The following is a 21098-nucleotide window of genomic DNA, read 5'->3' as shown; positions in this document are numbered from 1 at the left end:
TTTATTATGACTCTTGATTCGCTTGTTCTTCTAAAATTTTCTTCATCATCGCAACCATGTCATCACGTAATTCTGGGTGTTGCAGAGCCATTTCGATTGTCGTTTGAACGAATCCTAGCTTTTCACCTACGTCGTAGCGCTTTCCTTCGAAATCGTAGGCAAATACACGTTGGATTTCATTTAAGCTTTGGATTGCATCTGTTAACTGAATTTCACCACCAGCACCGACATGTTGCTGTTCTAAGAACATAAAGATTTCAGGCGTTAAAATGTAGCGCCCCATAATCGCTAAGTTTGAAGGAGCTGTACCTTGTGCTGGTTTCTCAACGAAATTGCGAACTTGGTAACGACGACCTTCTTGTTCTAATGGATCGATAATTCCATAGCGATGTGTTTCCGACTCTGGAACAGTTTGTACACCAATAACAGAAGAAAGTGTTTTTTCATACTCATCCATTAATTGACGTAAACACGGTTTCTCAGCTTGGACAATATCATCACCTAGTAACACTGCAAATGGCTCATCACCAATGAATTTACGTGCACACCAAACAGCATGTCCTAGTCCCTTCGGCTCTTTTTGACGGATGTAATGAATATCTACCATTTTTGAAGAAGCTTGTACTTTTTCAAGCAACTCATATTTTTTCTTCTCTAATAAGTTTTGTTCTAGTTCAAATGCGTTATCAAAATGATCTTCGATAGAGCGCTTTGTTTTACCAGTAACAATAATAATATCTTCGATTCCCGATTTCACTGCTTCTTCTACAATGTATTGAATCGTTGGTTTATCTACTATCGGTAACATTTCTTTCGGCATTGCTTTCGTTGCTGGTAAAAAACGTGTTCCTAATCCAGCTGCTGGGATTATCGCTTTTCTTACTTTTTTCATCACAAAATACCCTCTCTCCTGTCGGAATCAATAGCAAGCATTTCCTACATAAAACAAAAGGGAGATTTCGCTCCCTTTTGTTCCTTACTACTTAAAATTACTTTGTATTATAAACGATTCATAATGTCTTCTTTAATAGTAAGTAACTTTTGTTCACTATTTTGTAAAGAACTATCTTTTACACCGAAGTAAAACTTAATCTTCGGCTCAGTTCCAGATGGGCGTAGGCAGAACCATGAACCATCCTCTAATTGATATTTTAACACATTTGATTTCGGTAAGTGAATCTCTTCTTTATGTCCATCTTGTAAAGATGTAACAACGCTCGCTTTATAGTCTTCAACTGCTACGACTGTTAAGCCCGCCACTTCTTTCGGAGGATTCTCACGGAACGTTGCCATCATCTCTTGGATTTTTTCCGCTCCATCTTTTCCTTTTAACGTTAACGATACAAGGTCTTCACGGAAGAAGCCGTACTTCTCAAATACTTCTAATAGACCGTCATATAACGTTTTCCCTTGTGATTTGTAGTATGCAGCTACTTCACATGCAAATAGAACAGATTGTACTGCATCTTTATCACGGCAGAATGGGCGGATTAAATAACCATAGCTTTCCTCATAACCGAATTGGAATTCATATTGTCCACTTTCTTCATACTGTCTAATTTTCTCACCGATAAATTTAAATCCAGTTAACGTATCAATTGTATCTAAACCGTATGCTTTTGCAATTGTACGACCAATTTCAGACGTTACGATTGTTTTTAATACGACACCGTTCTCTGGAAGCGTTCCGTTTTCTTTCTTTTGAGATAGTAAGTAATCAAGCATTAATGCACCTGTTTGGTTTCCTGTTAATACTTGGAACTCACCATTATGATTACGCACTGCTACACCAAGACGGTCTGCGTCAGGATCAGTTGCGATTAATACATCTGCGCCTACCTTTTCACCGTCACGAATTGCATACTCAAACGCTGCGTGCTCCTCTGGGTTCGGTGATTTTACTGTAGAGAAGTTTGGATCTGGTAACTCTTGTTCTTTTACAACTGTTACATCTGTAAATCCAACTTCTTTTAAACCACGGCGTACAGAAATATTTGATGTTCCGTGTAATGGTGTAAAGACGATTTTTAAGTCTTTACCAACCTTTTGTACCATTTCTTTATTAATGATGACATTGTTCAATTCTGCAGCATATGCATCATCTACTTCTTGTCCAATAATATGTAATAAACCGTCAGCTTTTAATTGCTCTACATCAGCGACTTCAACTGTTAATTCATCTTCTACTGCATTTACGTAGCTAATTAACTCATCTGCCTCTTTTGGAGGTAACTGTCCACCATCTTCACCGTATACTTTGTATCCGTTATATTCAGGCGGATTATGGCTTGCCGTAAGAACGATTCCACTTACTGTATGTAAATGACGAACTGCGAAAGAAAGTACTGGCGTTGGACGTAAGCTTTCAAACACATATGTTGTGATACCACGTGCACCAAGTGTAGCAGCAACTTCCATTGCGAACTCAGGTGATTTATGACGAGAATCATAGGCTACAACAACACCGCGTTTTTTCGCTTCCTCACCTAATTTTTCAATAAAGCTTGCTAATCCTTTTGTTGCTTTACGAACTGTATATACATTTAAACGGTTCGTACCAGCACCAAGTTCACCACGCATACCACCTGTGCCAAACTCTAGATTTTTATAAAAGCTATCCTCGATTTTCTTCTCATCTTGCTTCATATTTTCTAGCTGTTCTTTTAATTCTGCATCTAATTGTGCGTAAGAAAGCCAGCGACTAAATTCTTGTTTCCAATTCATTCTTCTCTCTCCTCTCGCTCGTCATACCTTTATTATATGAAAAAAACATGCTGTATCTCAATATTTTATAAAATCTAGCAGGATTTTACTAGGAATATTTGTATACACTATTGTTAAATACTCCACTAAAGGGAATGAGGATTATGCACGAATGGGGCTTGTCAGAAGAGCTCAAAATACAAACAAAGCAAATGATTGAAATTGCTGAAAAAGAACTATCGATTATGAAGAACGCAATCGATAAAGAAGACGAATGTATTTTATGCAAAATGGAAGATATTCATCATATGTTAGCAAATGTACAAACATTGGCAGCTACATACTATATTCAGGCATATTTATCACCTTATACGGAAAGTTCATCTTTTATTACGACAGCTATCCAACATTTAAGCGCCAGAAAACATGGTGCTCTTATCGTTGTGGAACGAAACGAGACGCTTGAAGCTCTCATTCAAACTGGAACGACATTAAACGCTCATTTAACTGCACCATTACTCGAATCAATATTTTATCCAGGTAACCCTCTTCATGACGGTGCCGTTCTCGTAAAAAATAATCATATTGTCTCAGCTGCTAATATTCTTCCTTTAACGAAAAGTACAGAAGTTGATCCTGAGCTAGGAACACGTCACAGAGCTGCAATTGGCTTATCTGAAAAGAGTGATGCACTTATATTAGTTGTCTCTGAAGAAACGGGCCGTACTTCTTTTGCTTTAAATGGGGTTTTGTATACGATTTCTTTATAAAGTGAAACTTTAATCAGCCCTCACCAATCGAGCGTTTACCGGCAATCCGACCTAACTGCTTTCCTTTCGCTGAATTTTGAGTTATGGGTCTTACTACCCGGCAAATAGTGGGATAAACAAACCTATAAAAAAGAAGACTGTTCCAAAATATCGGAACAGTCTTCACTTATACTCTTATTCTTCTCCAAAACGCTCCACAAGTGTTGCAAGTGTACGTACCATTGCGCCAGTTGCTCCAGCTGGACCTAAGTCGTGCGCACCTTTTGTTTCTGATGTTCCAGCGATATCTAAGTGTACCCATGGTGTATCTTCAGCGAATTCGCCTAAGAATGTACCTGCCATAACCGCATGTCCTTCACGGCCTGGTGAGTTATTTAAATCAGCAAACTTACTGTTTCTCACACGTTCTTTATCACGATCAAAAATCGGTAGTTGCCAAATTGGCTCATCTGTTTCCATAGAAGCCTCTAGCACTTGCTCAAATAACTCTTCATTATTTGTCATTGCGCCTGTCGTATAGTTTCCAAGTGCAACAATTACACCGCCTGTTAATGTTGCAACATCAACAAGGTAGTTTGCACCAAGTTTTTTCGCATACGTAATACCGTCAGCTAAAGCTAGACGACCTTCTGCATCCGTATTTAATACTTCAATTGTTTTTCCGCTCATAGATGTGATTACATCGTCTGGCTTAAATGCCGTACCACTTACAACGTTATCAGTTGAAGGAATAACAGCGATCACATTTTGTTCTGGGCGAAGTTCACCGATAATTTCCATCGCACCTAATACAGCAGCTGCACCGCCCATATCACCTTTCATACCAACCATGCCTTCACGTGGTTTTAAAGAATAACCACCAGTATCGTATGTAATACCTTTTCCAACGAACCCAATGACATCTGTCCACTCTTCTTTTCCTTTATAAATAAGAGCAATCATTTTTGGTGGCTCTACACTACCTTGGTTTACTGCAAGTAACGCACCCATACCAAGGTCTTCCATCTCTTCTTTCTCAAGAACTTTATAGTCCATATCATATTTCTCCGCTAATTCAACAGCATACTCAGCAAGCTTTGTCGCTGTTAATACGTTTGGCGGCATATTTACAAGTGTACGAGCTGAATTTGTTGCACGTCCATGTACGTAGCCAACTGTTAATGCTGCTTCAATTTCTTGTGCATCTTCCGCTGTAATAGCCGTGAACTTCTCTAACTCTACACGATCCTTTTTATCTGATTTATACGTTTGTAACTCATATGTACCAAGGCCTTGTACCTCTGCCGCAATATGAGCGACATCAATCGCGTCTAATTTCTCTGTTACGAAAGAATCAAGTAAGATTGCTGCATCTCGTACTTTTGCTGCTTGCAGTGTTTTAAACGCCTTACCAAGAGCCGCACGTAACGTTTCTGTCGTGTAAGATTCTTTCTTTCCTAAACCAACAAAGTAATAACGTTTCACATTTATTTTCCCTAAGCTATGTACTTTCGAAATGGCCTTTTTCTTCGTAGATAATTCTTTCTCTTCTAGTAAAACTTGTAATTGCCCTTCAAACGCTTTGTCCAGTTCTTGTACAAAACTACTCATTTTCTCTTCTTCAAATAAAGCAACAATTACCGCTTCATGACCTGCTAATTCTTTTTGTACTTGAAACATGTTCAGACCCCCTAAATTTCTCTACCACCATTATAACTTTATTTTCGATAAAATGCGATAATTCTAACTACAGTTATATGGCGTGTAAAATCGCAGATCCAAAATCTCCTCTATCATGAAATAAGCCAAGAAAAAAAGTCTAGCGTAATTACGACTAGACTATCTTTGTTTTAAATATTGACCACGAAACACTTGCATCGTTTCGTCTTGATTTAACATCGTTAACTCTTCTTCTGTAAATTTACCATTTCCTACTTTTACTACGTACACATTTACTTTTTTCTTACCCCATTGGCTATAAACATCTTTCACCGTATCATAATATAGATCAAGACGGTTTCCTTTTATTGCACCGCCCTTATCAGCTACTACACCATACCCGTAACCTGGCACGAAGAGAATCGTTCCAATCGGGAATACGCGTAAGTCCGCAGCAATTGTGGAATATAAATCCCTTTTCACTTTGACACCTGAATATGTAATACCATACTCTGGATGCCCTGGCCTCTTACCAGTTGACTCAATCCCCGATGTATAACCTGTTGCAGTCATTTCAATTGAACGATATTTAGACCAGTCGTTTGCCTGCTCTAAAGCATTTATCACTTCTTTACTCGGAGCAACATTTCTCTTAACTTCTGCTGCATGTACTTCTTTTGCACTCATTCCTTCATATATCTTTACAATCTCTAATAAAGAAACTCCTGTGAAAGCATTCCATGTTACGCATAATGCAATTGCAAGTAAACAAGTCATCATAATGCGAATACAATATCGTTTTAACATTTTTATATTCCACACTCCTTCATCGTTAATCATTCCCTATACGATGAAGGAATATGCAAAAAAATAATCTCCAACTTAATTGGAGATTAAAACATTTGATATCCGCTTTTCCGAAGTTTCTTGATTACGACTCCTGCTAAAGCAGCCCCTACTAATCCAGTAGATAGAATAAATACGTCTGCTTGTCCTAAGTGCGATACACTTGTCCCAAATGAAGAAAATGTTTCTTTCGGTTTTGAAAAATAATCCCACATACTCGCTTTATTAATAATAAGCATACAAACAATCGGATACACAATAACCATTACCCAAGTAGCTCGCAAAATCATGTTGAGTAAAAATCCAATTCCAAAGAACAAAATAAAGAATAACATCATTGAAATAAGTAGTACCGGTATACTCACTCTTTTCCCCTCTCCTTCGCACGTGCCGTAAATACGTGATAAGCTGTATAACCAAATGGTTCACCTGGATTTAATGTTTTGTCCACTTCAAGATGTAGTTCTGATCTTCCTTCTAACAAATATTTAATAAGCACAGACGTATTCGGATCGTCTACAATCTTATCCGGATGTAAGAACGCCACTTCAGACAATTCTTTCTCCTGTACAATAATATTTTCTCCTTCAGGTTCCAAAAGGAAAATAATCATATTATCACTAATCTCATTACGAATAACACCCGATCGAACACCAATAATCCCCTTCACATGAGCGACAATGCCTGTCTCTTCTAACACTTCGCGTTTCACAGCTTCATCAACCGTCTCACCTTCATTTACAAAACCAGCCGGTAAAGACCATTTCCCTTTTAATCCACTGTATTTCTTCTTAACAAATAGCCACCTACCATCTTTTGTAGCTACTAAACCACTAACAGCTAGCCATACCTTCCCTCGTTTCTCCATGATGTAATAACCTCCTCCATCAGAATGGACAGAATATTCTTTCTTTTTTATATATTATACTATATTTTTAATATGAAAAAAGCAGAAACAGCTCTTAGCCGTTTCTGCTTTTTCTACTATATATTAAAAGAACTTTAATTTACCTTTTTTAAGAACTAATAAAGGTCCACCTAATAAGAATAGGTAACGGTTATCGATTACTTTCTTCATGAAGGAAGCTTTCCAACCTGTTAACTTTTTACCCATAACAACGCCCATTGCATCGTCATGACCTAAAGAACATACAGATCCTTTATTATCGAATGCGAATTTCTTCATTTCGCCCTTGCCACGAACTAATACAGTTAAGTTGTGTGCAATATTGTAACCTTGTTGAATTGCAATTTGTGCTGTTGGTGGGTAAGGACGGTTAATTTCTTCATTAATGATTAACGCTGCGTCACCAACCATGAATACATCTTCGTATCCTGGAGCGTGCATGTACTCATCAACTTTTACACGTCCGCGCATTGCTTCAAAGCCAGACTCTTCCACAATACCATTACCACGAACACCTGCAGCCCAAACTACTGTTTCAGACTTAATTAATTCAGTGTCATCGCCATTCGCAACGATAATACCTTCTTCAGTTGCTTCTTTAATTGCTGTACCGATGCGGAATTCTACACCTTTTTTCTCAAGCTGTTTTACAGCGTATTCTACTAACGCTGGATCGAAACCTGGAAGTGCTGTTGGAGCAGCTTCTACACAGATGATACGTGCTTTTTCACGTGGTACATTATACTCTTTGCAAAGTTCAGGAACACGGTTTGCAAGCTCACCTACGTACTCGATACCAGTAAATCCAGCACCACCAACAACGATTGTTACTAACTCATCGCGTTGTTCAGTTGCATATTTAGAGAAACTAGCTTCCATATGCTCACGAATTTCACGAGTTGCATTAATGTTAGCGATTGAGAATGCATGCTCTTTTAATCCTGTAATTCCGAATGTTTCTGATTCGAAACCAAGACCAATTACTAAGTAATCATACTCTAACTCACCATCTTTTAAGATAATGCGTTTTTCAGCAGCTTTAATTTCTACTACTGTGTCTTGTACAAAGTTCACTTTATTTGTATCAATAACGTCTTGAATATCTAGACAGATTTTTTCATCTTGTAATGTACCAGCTGCGCTCTCATGTAACCAAGTCGCTTGGTAGTGATAGCTGTTGTTGTTTACTAGCGTAATTTCAGCTTCATTTACAGATAATGCTTTTTGCAGACGAACAGTCGTAATCATCCCGCCATAACCTGCACCTAAAACTACGATTTTTGGAGTCTTCACCAAATCACAACCCTTTTCTTTATATAATAGTAATAAAAAATAATACCAAGTACTAAAAACTCTATTTGTCAAGAATGTGGAATTTATCACATTCTATATCATAACAAAACGCAGTCAAAAAATCGTACGAATTTTGTCATAGAAATTTAACATAATACTTCCCTATATTAGTCGGTTTTATTCCAGAATTCAAGCGTCTGGAGAATTATCAATATTTTAAAATAACATAGCGTTTTCAAGGGTTTTTTAGCCTTTTTTTCATGTATTTTCCTTTCTGTATATTTTATACAATAAAAAAGAACCTATGCGAAAACTTACACACAATTCAGTCGTTTTCAGAAGTATTATGAACTCAAATATGCTATCATTTATTTGAAAGTGTCATCATTTGCAGGATTTTCGTGTACATATGAACAATATATGAAATCAATATCAAAATTCCATCTATAGGGGGAATGAAAGTGGCAGAAAATCAAAAAGTTTACGACATAACAATTATTGGTGGTGGTCCAACGGGACTGTTCACAGCATTTTATGGCGGTATGAGACAAGCAAGTGTAAAAATCATTGAAAGCTTACCTCAACTTGGCGGACAATTATCCGCACTCTACCCTGAAAAATACATTTATGATGTGGCTGGATTTCCAAAAGTGCGCGCACAAGAATTAGTTGATAACTTAAAAGAGCAAATGAAGAAATTTGACCCAACTGTTTGTTTAGAAGAAGCTGTCGATACGCTTGAGAAACAAGCTGACGGTATATTTAAACTTGTTACGAATAAGCAAACTCACTATTCTAAATCAGTTATTATTACTGCTGGCAATGGTGCTTTCCAACCACGCCGCTTAGAATTAGAAGGTACAGCGAAATACGAAAAGAAAAACTTACATTATTTCGTTGATGATATGAATAAATTTGCTGGTAAGCGCGTCGTAGTATTTGGCGGTGGCGACTCAGCAGTAGACTGGACAATGATGTTAGAACCGATTGCTGAAAAAGTTACAATCGTTCATCGTCGTGATAAATTCCGTGCGCATGAACATAGCGTAGAAAGCTTAATGAATTCTCGTGCAGAAGTAAGTACACCATACGTTCCAGTAGAACTCATTGGTGATGAAAAGATTGAACAAGTCGTTCTTCAACATGTAAAAACGGAGGAAAAAATTATCATCGATGTTGATGACGTAATCGTAAACTACGGCTTCGTTTCTTCTCTTGGCCCAATTAAAAACTGGGGCTTAGATATACAAAAAAACAGCATCCTTGTAAATTCAAAAATGGAAACAAATATTCCTGGCATTTACGCTGCTGGTGACATTTGTACATATGAAGGAAAAGTAAAACTTATCGCTTGTGGATTTGGCGAAGCACCGACAGCAGTAAACAATGCAAAAGCTTACTTCGATCCAAATGCAAAACTTCAACCGATGCATAGCTCAAGTATGTTTTAATATGCAAAAATAAAGCTCCTTCCATACGTGGAAGGAGCTTTCCTTTTATATAACATAAAAGCACACTGAGTCCAATAAACTATCGAACTCAGTGTGCTTTTCGTCTAAAAAATTATTGTTTTCTTCTTCTACCTAATACGAATAATACTCCGCCAACTAAGAATGAAATTCCCGCACCAACTGACATCATCCATGAATGTGCTGCCCCTGTTTTCGGTAATTCTTTTTCTACTTTTACTTGCGGTTCTTTAATTAACTTTTCCAGTCTTACTTCCGGTTTCTCCGGTTTCACTTCTGGTTCCTTCGGCTCTTTCGGATCTTCTGGCTTTACTTCTGGTTCTTTTGGTTCTTTCGGTTCCTCCGGTTTCACTTCTGGTTCCTTCGGCTCTTTCGGTTCCTCCGGTTTCACTTCTGGTTCTTTCGGCTCTTCCGGTTTCACTTCTGGTTCCTTCGGCTCTTTCGGATCTTCTGGCTTCACTTCTGGTTCTTTTGGTTCTTTCGGTTCCTCCGGTTTCACTTCTGGTTCCTTCGGCTCTTTCGGATCCTCCGGTTTCACTTCTGGTTCCTTCGATTCTTTCGGCTCTTCTGGCTTCACTTCTGGTTCTTTCGGTTCTTTCGGTTCTTTCGGTTCTTTCGGTTCTTTCGGTTCTTTCGGTTCTTTCGGTTCTTTCGGCTCTTTCGGCTCTTCCGGCTTCACTTCTGGTTCCTTCGGTTCTTTCGGCTCTTCCGGCTTCACTTCTGGTTCCTTCGGTTCTTTCGGCTCTTCCGGCTTCACTTCTGGTTCTTTCGGCTCTTCCGGCTTCACTTCTGGTTCTTTCGGTTCTTTCGGCTCTTCCGGTTTCACTTCTGGTTCCTTCGGCTCTTTCGGATCCTCTGGTTTCACTTCTGGTTCTTTTGGTTCTTTCGGTTCCTCCGGTTTCACTTCTGGTTCTTTCGGCTCTTCTGGTATCTTAAGATCTTCTTTTGTTTTCGGTAAAATTGTAACTGTAGGCTCAAGTGGTGGATTTATTTTATCGTCCACTACCGCTCTATTTGTTATCCCTTTACTTGGTGCTGCTTTTACCTTCACTTTAAAAATAATACTACGTTCTTTCGTATCTGTAATTTCTAGATACTTTGCTATTACTTTTCCAAACTCCATTTTTAACTCTATTGGATTTGGTTCAGCCCCTTCAAATCTAATGCTATCTTGCACGTACTCTAAACCGGCTGGAATTTCATCTTCTACCTTTACCTCTGCTAGTTTGCCGTTTTCTACCGTATTTTTGAAACTAATTCGGTATTCTACTTCTTCTCCTAGCTTCGGTTCTTTATTATTTACTGTCTTCGTCGCTTTTAACTTACCATCTTTATATTCTGGCTTTATTGTCGCTGTCGGTTCCATAACTGGATGATCTGGATCATCTACATGAATGATCGCTTTATTTGTTATTTCCTCTCCAACTTTTACTGATTCTTTTACCTTTACTTTAAAGATGATACTTCTTTCTTTCGTATCCGTAATTTCTGGATACTTCACTGTTACTTTTCCATTCTCGACTTTAAGTTCTGTTGGCACAGGCTTATCACCTACGGCCTCCAGACTTTCTTTCACATACTCTAAACCAGACGGAATTTCATCTTCAATCTTTACATCAACTAACTTCCCGCCATCTACTGTGCCGTTAAAAGTAATTCGATATTCGATTTCTTCCCCTAGCTTTGGTTCATGGTTACTTACTTCTTTCCTTGCCTCTAGTTTCCCATCTTTATATTGAGGTGTAATTGGTATAAGTGACTCAACTGGTGGATTTGTCGGATTATTATCATCCACAACCGCCTTGTTTATAATTTCTTTTCCTACTTGTACCGTTTCTTGTACTTTCACTTTAAAGATGATACTTCTTTTTTTCGTATCCGTAATTTCTGGATACTTTGCTGTTACTTTTCCATTCTCAACTTTAAGTTCTACTGGATTTGGTTCCGGCCCATCAGACTTTATACTATCCTGTACGTATTCTAAACCAGCTGGAATTTCGTCCTCTACTTTTACCTCAGTTAGTTTGCCGTTTTCTACTGTATTTTCAAAACTAATTCGATATTCTACTTCTTCTCCTAACTTCGGTTCATGGTTACTCACTGTCTTTTCAGCTTGTAATACACCCTCTTTATGTTGAGGTTGTATCGCGACATTCGGTTTCTCTGGTGGATTTATAGTATCTTCCACAACCGCCGTATTCACAATCGCTTCGCCAATTTTAGCTTTTTCTTTCACTTTTGCTTTAAAGACGATACTTCTTTCTTTCGTATCCGTAATTTCTGGATATTCTGCGATTACTATGCCGTTTTTCACTTTTACATGCAACGGTTTTGGATTATCCCCCTCAGCTCTTCCGCTACCTTCTACAAACTCTAAACTGTTTGGTAATTCATCCTTAATTTTCACCTTCGCTAATTTTCCGTGCTCAACTACGTTACGGAACGTAATTCGATACTCTACTTCTTCTCCTAATTTTGGAGCTGGGTTATTTACTGTTTTCTCAGCTTTTATTTTTCCATTCTTATACTCCGGTGTAATAATCGCTTCTGGTTTTTGCGGAGGATTCTTCGGATTATCATCATCCACAATTGCCGTATTCACGATTTTCTTCCCGACTTTTACTGCTTCTGTTACTTTTACCTTAAAGATAATGCTACGCTCAGCTGTATCAGTAATATTTTCATACTTCGCTGTAATTTTTCCAGCTTCTTCTTTTAACTCTACCGGATTTGGTTCATTACCTTCTGCTTTTAAACTATCCTTCACATACTCTAATCCATTTGGTAGTTGATCCTCAATTTTCACTTCTGCTAGTTTTCCGTTTTCTACCGTATTTTTAAAACTAATTCGGTACTCTACTTCTTCTCCTAGCTTTGGATCTTTTTTACTTACCTTTTTATTAGCTTTAAATTTACCATCTTTATGCTGCGTTGTAATATCTACTTCTGGTCGCTCTGGTGGATTTTTTGTATCATCAACAATTGCTTTATTTACAATTGCCTTGTCCACTTCAACGGAATCTTTCACCTTCACTTTAAAGATAATGCTTCTTTCTTTCATGTCAGTGATATTTTCATACTTCGCACTAACCTTACCAGCTTCTTCTTTCAACTCTACTGGGGCCGGCTTATCACCTTCTGCTTTTAGACTATCTTTCACATACTCTAAACCAAACGGAATTTCATCCTCAATTTTAACCTCTGCCAGTTTTCCATCTTTCACCGTATTATTAAATGAAATTCGATATTCGATTTCTTCACCTAGCTTCGGTTTATGATTATTCACCTTTTTATGAGCAGCAATTTTACCATCTTTATATTGTGGTGTAATTTTTGCTGTCGGATCAATTACTGGATGGTTCGGATCATCAACATGGATAATCGCTTTATTTGTAATGTCCTTCCCTATTGTAACCGAATCTTTTACCTTCACTTTAAAGACAATACTTCTTTCTTGCGTATCCATAATCTCTGAATACTTTGCCATTACCTTACCATTTTCTACTTTCAACTCCACTGGTTTTGGCTCTTCACCTTCAGCTTTTTCGCTTCCTTCTACAAACTCTAATCCAGCTGGAATTTTATCTTCTATTTTTACCTCTGCTAGTTTTCCATCTTTCACCGTGTTATTAAAAATAATTCGATATTCGATTTCCTCACCTAACTTCGGTTCATGGTTACTTACTTCTTTTCTTGCCTCAATTTTCCCATCTTTATATTGTGGTGTAATCGGTACATAAGGCTCTTCGGGCAGATTCTTTGTATCATCTACAATTGCCTCATTTACGATTTCTTCTCCCACTTTTACGCTTTCTTTTACCTTCGCTTTAAAGACAATGCTTCTTTCCTCTGTATCTGTAATTTCTGGATACTTTGCCATTACCTTATTATTTTTCACATGTAGCTCTACTGGTTTCGGTTTAGAACCTTCTGCCGTGATACTGCCTTCCACATACTCTAAACCATTTGGTAATGCATCCTTTATATTTACCTCTGCTAGTTTTCCGTTTTCTACCGTGTTTTTAAAACTAATTCGGTATTCTACTTCTTCTCCTAGTTTCGGTTTATGATTATTCGCCACTTTCTGCGCAGCAATTTTACCATCTTTATATTGCGGAGTAATTTCCACATGAGGCTCTTCGGGCTCATTTTTTGTATCTACTACGATTGCTTTATTAACAATCTCCTTGCCTACTTCTGCCTCTTCTTTTACTCTCACTTTAAAGATAATACTTCTTTCTTTTGTATCCGTAATTTCTAGATACTTTGCCATTACCTTGCCGTTTTCAAATTTCAATTCTACCGGACTTGGTTTAGAACCTTCTGCTTGTAAACTGTTCTCCACGTACTCTAATCCAGCTGGAATTTCATCTTCTACTGTAACCTCTACTAGTTTTCCGTTTTCTACCGTGTTTTTAAAACTAATTCGGTATTCTACTTCTTCTCCTAATTTCGGTTTTTTATTGTTTACAAATTTCTCTGCTTTAAGCTTACCGTCTTTATATTCTGGCGTAATTGTTACTTCTGAAGTTGTTGGATCTTTTGTATCATCAACAACTACTTTATTGACAAGGCCTTCACCAACTTTAAATTCTTCTTTTACTTTCGCTTTAAAGACGATACTTCTTTCTTCTGTATCCGTAATCTCTGGATATTTGGCGATTACTTTTCCATCTTTCACTTTCAGTTCTACTGGATCCGGCTTAGTACCTTCCGCTCGTAAACTATCTTTCACATACTCTAATCCATTTGGTAAATTGTCTTCTATTTTTACCTCTGCTAGCTTTCCGTTTTCTACCGTGTTTTTAAAACTAATTCGGTATTCTACTTCTTCTCCTAACTTCGGCGTTTCATTATTTACCGTCTTCTTCGCTTCCACTTTTCCGTCTTTATGCTGCGGAGTAATTTCTGCCGTCGGTGTTTCTGGTTCATTTTTCGTATCATCAACAATTGCTTTGTTAACGATTTTTTTACCGACTTTCACTTCTTCCTTTACTTTCACTTTAAAAGTGATACTTCTTTCTTCTGTGTCCGTAATCTCTGGATACTTCGCCATTACCTTACCATTTTCCATTTTCAATTCTACTGGATCCGGCTTAGTACCTTCTGCTTTCACACTGTTTTCTACATACTCTAAACCTTCTGGTAAAGTATCTTCTATTTTCACCTCTGCTAGTTTTCCGTCTTCTACCGTGTTTTTAAAACTAATTCGGTATTCTACTTCTTCTCCTAACTTCGGCGTTTCATTATTTACCGTCTTCTTCGCTTTCACTTTTCCGTCTTTATGTTGCGGAATAATTTCTGCTGTCGGTGTTTCTGGCGGATGTTTCGTATCGCTCACAATCGCTTCATTAACAATTGAATCGCTCACTTTACCTTTTACTTTCACTTTAAAGGTAATACTTCTCTCTTTTGTATCTGTAATCTCAGGATACTTTGCCATTACCTTACCGTTTTCAAATTTTAATTCCACTGGATCTGGCTTAGAACCTTCTACTTTTAAACTATCTTTCACATACTCTAATCCATTTGGTAAATCATCTTCTATTTTTACCTCTGTTAGCTTTCCATGTTCTACCGTATTTTTAAAGCTAATTCGGTATTCCACTTCTTCTCCTAACTTCGGCGTTTCATTATTTACTATCTTTTTTGCTTCAAGTTTTCCATCTTTATACTGAGGAGTAATTTCCGCTGTCGGATTAACTGGCTTATTTTGCGAATCATCAATAGTTGCTTTATTAATGATTTTTTTACCGACTTTTACTTCTTCTTTTACTTTCACTTTAAAAACGATACTTCTTTCTTCTGTATCCGTAATTTCTGGATATTTTGCCATTACTTTACCGTTTTCAAATTTCAGCTCTACTGAATCTATTCCGGCACCTTCTGCTTTCAAACTATTTTCTACATACTCTAAACCTTCTGGTAAAGTATCCTCTACTGTCACGTCTGTTAGCTTTCCGTTCTTTACCGTATTTTTCATACTAATTCGGTATTCTACTTCTTCTCCTAACTTCGGTGTTTCATTATTTACGATTTTCTTCGCTTTAATTTTTCCATCTTTGTGTAATGGTGTAATTTTCGCTTCTGGTTCTTTCGGATCTTTCATATCATCAACAATTGCCTTATTGATGATTTCCTTCCCCACTTCCGCTTCTTCCTTCACCTTTACCTTAAAGACAATACTTCTTTCTTTCATATCCGTAATATTGTCGTATTCAGCAATAACTTTTCCATCTTTCACACTTAACTTTAATGGAGCTGGTTTATCACCTTCAGCCTTTTCACTGCCTTTTACATACTCTAAACCGTTAGGAATTGTATCCTCTATTATTACCTTTTCTAGTTTTCCATTTTCTACCGTGTTCTTAAAGCTAATTCGGTATTCTACTTCTTCTCCTAGTTTTGGTGATGGATTATCTACTGTCTTCTTTGAATCAATTATTCCATCCTTATGTTGCGGAGTAATTCTTTCCTCCGGTTCAATCGGTGGATTTTTCGTATCATCAACAATTGCTTTATTGACAATCTCTTTATCTACTTTTACTTCTTCCTTCACCTTTACTTTAAAGACGATACTTCTTTCTTTCATATCCATAATATCGATATACTTAGCTTTGACTATCCCATTTTCAACAGCTCATTCTACTGGTTCAGGTGCTTCTCCTTCGGCCTTGATGCTATTTTCTACATATTCAAGACCTTTTGGAATTGTATCTTCCACTCGCACCGTTTCTAGTTTTCCGTTCTCAACCGTATTATGAAAACTAATGCGGTACTCGATTTCTTCACCTAACTTCGGCTTCTTATTATTAACTACCTTTGTAGCAGCAATTTCACCTTTTTTACTTTGCGGTGTAATAACAACCTTCGATTCAACAGGCTCATTTTTCGGATCTTTTGCAATTGCTTTATTTACGATTGCCTCCCCTACTTTTGCCGAATCTTTTACTTTCACTTTAAAAACAATACTTCTTTTTTCTGTATCCGTAATTTCTGGATACTTGGCCATTACTTTGCCATCTTCCACTTTTAGTTCTACTGGCTCTGGTTTTATACCTTCAGCTTTCAAACTATCTTTCACGTATTCAACACCTTTAGGTAGTGTATCTTCTACTAGCACCTTTTCTAGTTTTCCGTTTTCTACCGTATTATAAAATGTAATTCGGTATTCCACTTCTTCTCCTAGTTTTGGTGTTTGATTCGTTACGCTTTTTTCTACATCCACTTTACCGTATTTATAATCCGGCGTAATCTTTTCCTCTGGATGCTCAGTTTGTCCATTTGGCTCACTCACAACCGCTTTATTAACAATCGTTTCTCCCGCTTTTGCCTCTTCTTTTACTTTCACTTTAAAGGCAATGCTTCGCTCTTTTGTATCCGTAATCTCTGGATATTTTGCGATTATCTTACCATTTTCTACTTTTAACTCTACTGGATTTGGTGCAGCACCTTCAGCTCTCACACTGCCTTGAACAAATTCTAAGTTAGCTGGAATTTCATCTTCTATTGTAACTGCATCTAGTTTTCCGTTTTCCACCGTATTTTTGAAGCTAATTTGATATTCAACTTCTTCTCCTAGCCTCGGCTTCTTATTTGTTGCTTTTTTCTTTGCAGCAATTTTACCGGCCTTATGCTGTGGTGTAATCTTCTCTTCTAGATTCTTTGGTGGATTTGTTTTATCTCTAACGGTTGCTTTATTAACAATTTCTTCACCAATTTTTGCAGTTTCTTTTACTTTTGTTTTAAAGACGATACTTCTTTCTTCCATATCCATAATTTCTGGATACTTTGCAATTACTTTTCCATTTTCAAACTTCAGCTCTACTGGCTCTGGTTTTGCACCTTCGGCTTTCAAACTATCTTTCACGTATTCAAGACTACTTGGTAATTCATCTTCAATGGTCAATACATCTAGACGTCCATCTTTTGTCTTATTTTTAAATGTAATACGATACTCTACCTCTTCACCTAACTTCGGTGTTTTATTAGAAGCCATTTTTCTCGCCTCTATTTCCCCTGGAACTTCTTTTGGGGTAGTAACCGTAACATTTGCATCGTCCTCAGTTTCATACTTTATCTCGGCACTATCTTGTCCCTTTACAACAACGACATTTTTTACTGTTGTATCTGATTGTACAGAATCTTTCACTTTTACTTTGAATGTAATAACGGTACTTTCACCCGGCTTTAAAACACCGCCGTCTTTAGCATTAGCACCTTCACCAACACGGAAATCAATTTGATTATTTACAAACTCCGCTTCATCATCGCTTGCATCATCTGTTTTATTTCCTTTATTACTTCCAGAAACATATTGAATAGACCCTGGAACATACTCTAAACGGTCATCTAATTTATCAAAACCTTTTACATTCGATACCGGCGCTTGATTATTTTTCGTATCATTTTTCACTTCAATTTGATACGTAAACTCTTCACCAGCTTTAATTTCCTTAACTTCTTTACCGGTACTATCTAATGCCTTTTTATCAACTTGTAAGTTTGGAGCATTATGTTCTGTAACGAATGTGGCGTTATTTAATACGTAAATATCACCGCCACCACCATATGCTCTAAAACGTATTTTTCCTTCTTTCAAATCATTCTTTACTTGAGTGGGTCCTTCAAGGTGATACGTATGAATATCTGTACTGAAAGAATTTGTCCAATCTGGATTATATCCTGGGTATTTTTTCGTAACAAATTCGTTAGTGCCATCTACTTGTACTTCTGTCATAGATGAGTCATTAACATCATTATCTTTACCTTTAATATTTTTAAACTTTTGATACCCTAACCCAAAATCATACTCTCCATAATCATAGGCATATCCATCATTATCAGCTGGATCACCTTGCGATGAAAAATAACTAAATTTCGCCTTAAAAGCGCCTTCTTTTGGTGTGTTTATTTTATTAACACTAATATCTGTCCAGGCTGTACTTTTTTGAGAGACTAGCCCTTCCCAAATCTTCATGTCTTTTACTGTTTCTTTATAGTTTTCATAAACTAATATAAGATTCCAGTTACCCCAGTAATAGCCGCCACCTGTTACATCTTTAATTTGTGGCACATTTGCAACTGTCAACGTTTGAGAAATACCTTGCTGTGCAATTATATTTGTTACATCTGCATACGCTACATATCCTGCGCCACTACCTGAGTAATTAGAAATATAAGGTAGATAATCAGCTTTTCTTATGCTATCAGCAGTTACCTCTGCATATTCTTTATTTCCCATTCTCATTTTGACTGGTTGCCTTACTTGATCCTCGGTAACCTTTCTATCAGCGATATTTCCTGGTAACCCCATTGCTGCTGTCCAGAATAAGTAAACCTTTTTCACTTTACTTCCAGCAGGAATGTTAGGAAATGCACCTGTTGACGAATTAAAAGTACTATCATCGTTATCAACATCAACCGTCATTTTATTCGTTTTATAACCCATACTTTGTCTGCCATAATGATCAGATGTCAAACCAAGCGTCACATTACCAGTCTGTACTAAATTACCAGGAGCAATTGTAGAATACAACGGGTCTCCAAATCCTTGTTTATCTCCTGTTTGGATTTGAACCTTCGAAGCATTTTCTGATGCAGCTTGTACTTCTGCATCACTCTGCTTTACTGCTAAAGGTGATTGCTTTTTCTCTTTTTCTAGTTGCTTCTCAGCCTCAGGTTGTTTTATCTTCTCTATTTCTGTTTTTTGTGCAGATGTATTTTTATCTTCTACAGATACTTTTAATTTTCCATCCACTTCTTTAGTTTTTGAATCAGTTGTTGATCCGATAGCTTTCTTACTACTGTCAGCCTCATCATCGGTATTAGCTTCTAACTTCTCTTCAGAAGGAAGCCCTTCAACATCTACAGACATGTTTCCTATTTGTAGTTGATCCTTTTGCACACTAATTTTTTGCTTATACTCTTTATTAAAATGTTGCGCACGACGAGCTTTTATTAATACAGTCATTTTTTCATGTGATTTTAAATCTTGAATTTTAAGATTAGAAGAAAGAACCTTTCCTCCATTATCTTTTTCCTCTACATAGAAATCCGCTACCTTATTTTCAAGTAACTTCTCTCCGTTTACTTTCACAGATTGCGAAAGAAACTCAATTCCATTGTCATTATTTTGTTTAATTACTAATTCTCGGATTGGTGTATCTCCCGTATTTTCAATCTTATATTGAAATACGTGCTCCCTCTCCGCTACTTCTCCCTTATACATTTCAGCATTCACTTGATCTGCCTTAATTTTCACATCATTTCCTTGTAACTCATCCCAGCTTTTTTTATTTATCTCTGTAGCAAAAGCACTGGGCGAAGGCAATATGATGGATAGAAGAAGTGTGATCATTGTTACGACATTAAAACACTTCAATACTTGCTTCATATTTTCTACCTTTCTCCTTTCTATATACTTGCTATCCGCCTACTTCATTTCAGTAACCCTTTCATTTAGTAGCCGAATACATAGCAATATATATCCACTCGCAACAATCCGACCTACGAAAATGTATCGTTGAAATCCCAATGTCAACAATATAAATCTCATAGAATATTACTATTTTAATTTATCAAAAATAACATATATACCGGACACTTATACAAACCTTTACCATACTTTTAATATAGTAAAAACACCGTGCTGTATAGGTTTATATAACAGTTAAAGGATACTTAAAAATTTTAACATACTCCTCATCCTATTTATACATACAATAGAAAATTTACCATTTTTTAGTTATTTTCAGTTTGTTTTTTATGATTAAAATTTTCTAAAAATAACAACCGTTACATGTAAAAATATGTTATATTAAACAAGAACAAACGTTCTTTTTTTAAAAAAAAGGAGGAATTTTTTATGCTACACGAACCTATTATCGTAAAAAAAGAAGCTTTCCACGCAATCGGCGTTTCGGTTACGACGACTAATGAAAAAGAGGCATCTACTGAAGGAAACATTCCACAACTTTGGAACCGATACTTTCAAGAACAAATGATGCATCACATCCCAAATCAACAAACGAAAGAAACATTCGCTTTCTACTCAAACTACGAATCAGATGAAACCGGTACATATCAATTTACAATCGGTATGCCTGTTTCTTCATTAGAAGACGTTCCTGAAAATATGACAACTTTAACAATACCTGCCGCTACATATGCGGTATTTACAACAAGAAAGGGACAAGTTGCTGAAGTCGTTTGTGAAGCTTGGGAATATATTTGGAAATGGTCGAAAGAAAATAAACGTGCCTTCACAACAGACTTTGAGCTTTACGATGAAAGAGCGTTAGATCCAAACAACGTTCAATTGGATATTTATATTGCGTTAGCCTAAAAAAAGATGCCCATTGGTCATCTCCCTGTCAAGTAGACAGTAATAAAAAGAGTATTATGCCACGGCCTTTTCCCGATATTCTATCGGGGAAAGGCCGTGAAGTTTTTCTTGGAATCTTTCTGTAT

General features: G+C 36.9%; 11 protein-coding genes and 1 pseudogene. 3 read left to right on the top strand and 9 right to left on the bottom strand.

The window, feature by feature from the left end; all coding sequences use genetic code 11:
• Nucleotides 1–4 precede the first annotated feature (4 nt).
• Both galU and ACS2CR_RS24405 read right to left on the bottom strand, forming a co-directional pair.
• The gene (gene galU, locus ACS2CR_RS24410) at nucleotides 5–892 is read right to left on the bottom strand and encodes a UTP--glucose-1-phosphate uridylyltransferase GalU (RefSeq protein WP_002097988.1); all 888 of its coding nucleotides are present in this window, start codon (nucleotides 890–892) and stop codon (nucleotides 5–7) included.
• Between the two features lie 107 nt (nucleotides 893–999).
• Entirely contained in the window at nucleotides 1000–2724 is a 1725-nt protein-coding gene (locus ACS2CR_RS24405) for a phospho-sugar mutase (RefSeq protein WP_053514384.1), read from the bottom strand.
• 143 nt (nucleotides 2725–2867) lie between these two features.
• On the opposite strand from ACS2CR_RS24405, the gene cdaS reads away from it, so the two are divergent.
• Complete coding sequence (cdaS, locus tag ACS2CR_RS24400; RefSeq protein WP_053514383.1) at nucleotides 2868–3473, top strand: sporulation-specific diadenylate cyclase CdaS; 606 nt, start codon at nucleotides 2868–2870, stop codon at nucleotides 3471–3473.
• Between the two features lie 174 nt (nucleotides 3474–3647).
• Here the strand turns inward: cdaS and pepA are convergent, their stop codons facing one another.
• From pepA to ACS2CR_RS24375, 5 genes are all read right to left on the bottom strand, one after another.
• Complete coding sequence (gene pepA, locus ACS2CR_RS24395) at nucleotides 3648–5132, bottom strand: cytosol aminopeptidase (RefSeq protein ID WP_000487942.1); 1485 nt, start codon at nucleotides 5130–5132, stop codon at nucleotides 3648–3650.
• 159 nt (nucleotides 5133–5291) lie between these two features.
• Nucleotides 5292–5918 (bottom strand): 3D domain-containing protein, encoded by a 627-nt coding sequence (locus tag ACS2CR_RS24390; RefSeq protein ID WP_000920098.1) that lies wholly within the window; start codon nucleotides 5916–5918, stop codon nucleotides 5292–5294.
• An 86-nt stretch (nucleotides 5919–6004) separates the two neighbouring features.
• Nucleotides 6005–6322, bottom strand: a complete 318-nt coding sequence (locus ACS2CR_RS24385) for a YuiB family protein (protein ID WP_000027016.1) — start codon at nucleotides 6320–6322, stop codon at nucleotides 6005–6007.
• Nucleotides 6319–6825, bottom strand: a complete 507-nt coding sequence (locus tag ACS2CR_RS24380; protein WP_000415321.1) for an NUDIX hydrolase — start codon at nucleotides 6823–6825, stop codon at nucleotides 6319–6321. Before ACS2CR_RS24380 ends, ACS2CR_RS24385 begins: the two co-directional genes overlap by 4 nt.
• Nucleotides 6826–6948: 123 nt before the next feature.
• Entirely contained in the window at nucleotides 6949–8157 is a 1209-nt protein-coding gene (locus ACS2CR_RS24375) for an NAD(P)/FAD-dependent oxidoreductase (RefSeq protein WP_000856612.1), read from the bottom strand.
• 461 nt (nucleotides 8158–8618) lie between these two features.
• Between ACS2CR_RS24375 and ACS2CR_RS24370 the strand changes: the two genes are divergently transcribed.
• Nucleotides 8619–9608, top strand: coding sequence for an NAD(P)/FAD-dependent oxidoreductase (locus tag ACS2CR_RS24370; protein WP_053514382.1), 990 nt, complete (start codon nucleotides 8619–8621; stop codon nucleotides 9606–9608).
• A 112-nt stretch (nucleotides 9609–9720) separates the two neighbouring features.
• Here the strand turns inward: ACS2CR_RS24370 and ACS2CR_RS24365 are convergent.
• Nucleotides 9721–20022, bottom strand: a pseudogene (locus ACS2CR_RS24365) (isopeptide-forming domain-containing fimbrial protein).
• Nucleotides 20023–20493: 471 nt separating this feature from the next.
• Between ACS2CR_RS24365 and ACS2CR_RS24360 the strand changes: the two are divergent.
• Nucleotides 20494–20973 carry a GyrI-like domain-containing protein gene (locus tag ACS2CR_RS24360; protein WP_053514380.1) on the top strand — a complete coding sequence of 160 codons (480 nt, stop codon included), beginning with the start codon at nucleotides 20494–20496 and terminating at the stop codon, nucleotides 20971–20973.
• A gap of 54 nt (nucleotides 20974–21027) precedes the next feature.
• On the opposite strand, the gene ACS2CR_RS24355 is transcribed toward ACS2CR_RS24360, so the two are convergent.
• Nucleotides 21028–21098: IS3 family transposase (locus ACS2CR_RS24355; RefSeq protein ID WP_325782447.1), on the bottom strand; the 71-nt coding region annotated here is incomplete at its 5' end.

It is taken from the genome of Bacillus cereus group sp. BceL291, from assembly GCF_051776705.1.
Classification (GTDB): domain Bacteria; phylum Bacillota; class Bacilli; order Bacillales; family Bacillaceae_G; genus Bacillus_A; species Bacillus_A cereus.
Note: the sequence above shows the minus strand (reverse complement) of the source record. Positions and strands in the feature narration are given on the sequence as shown.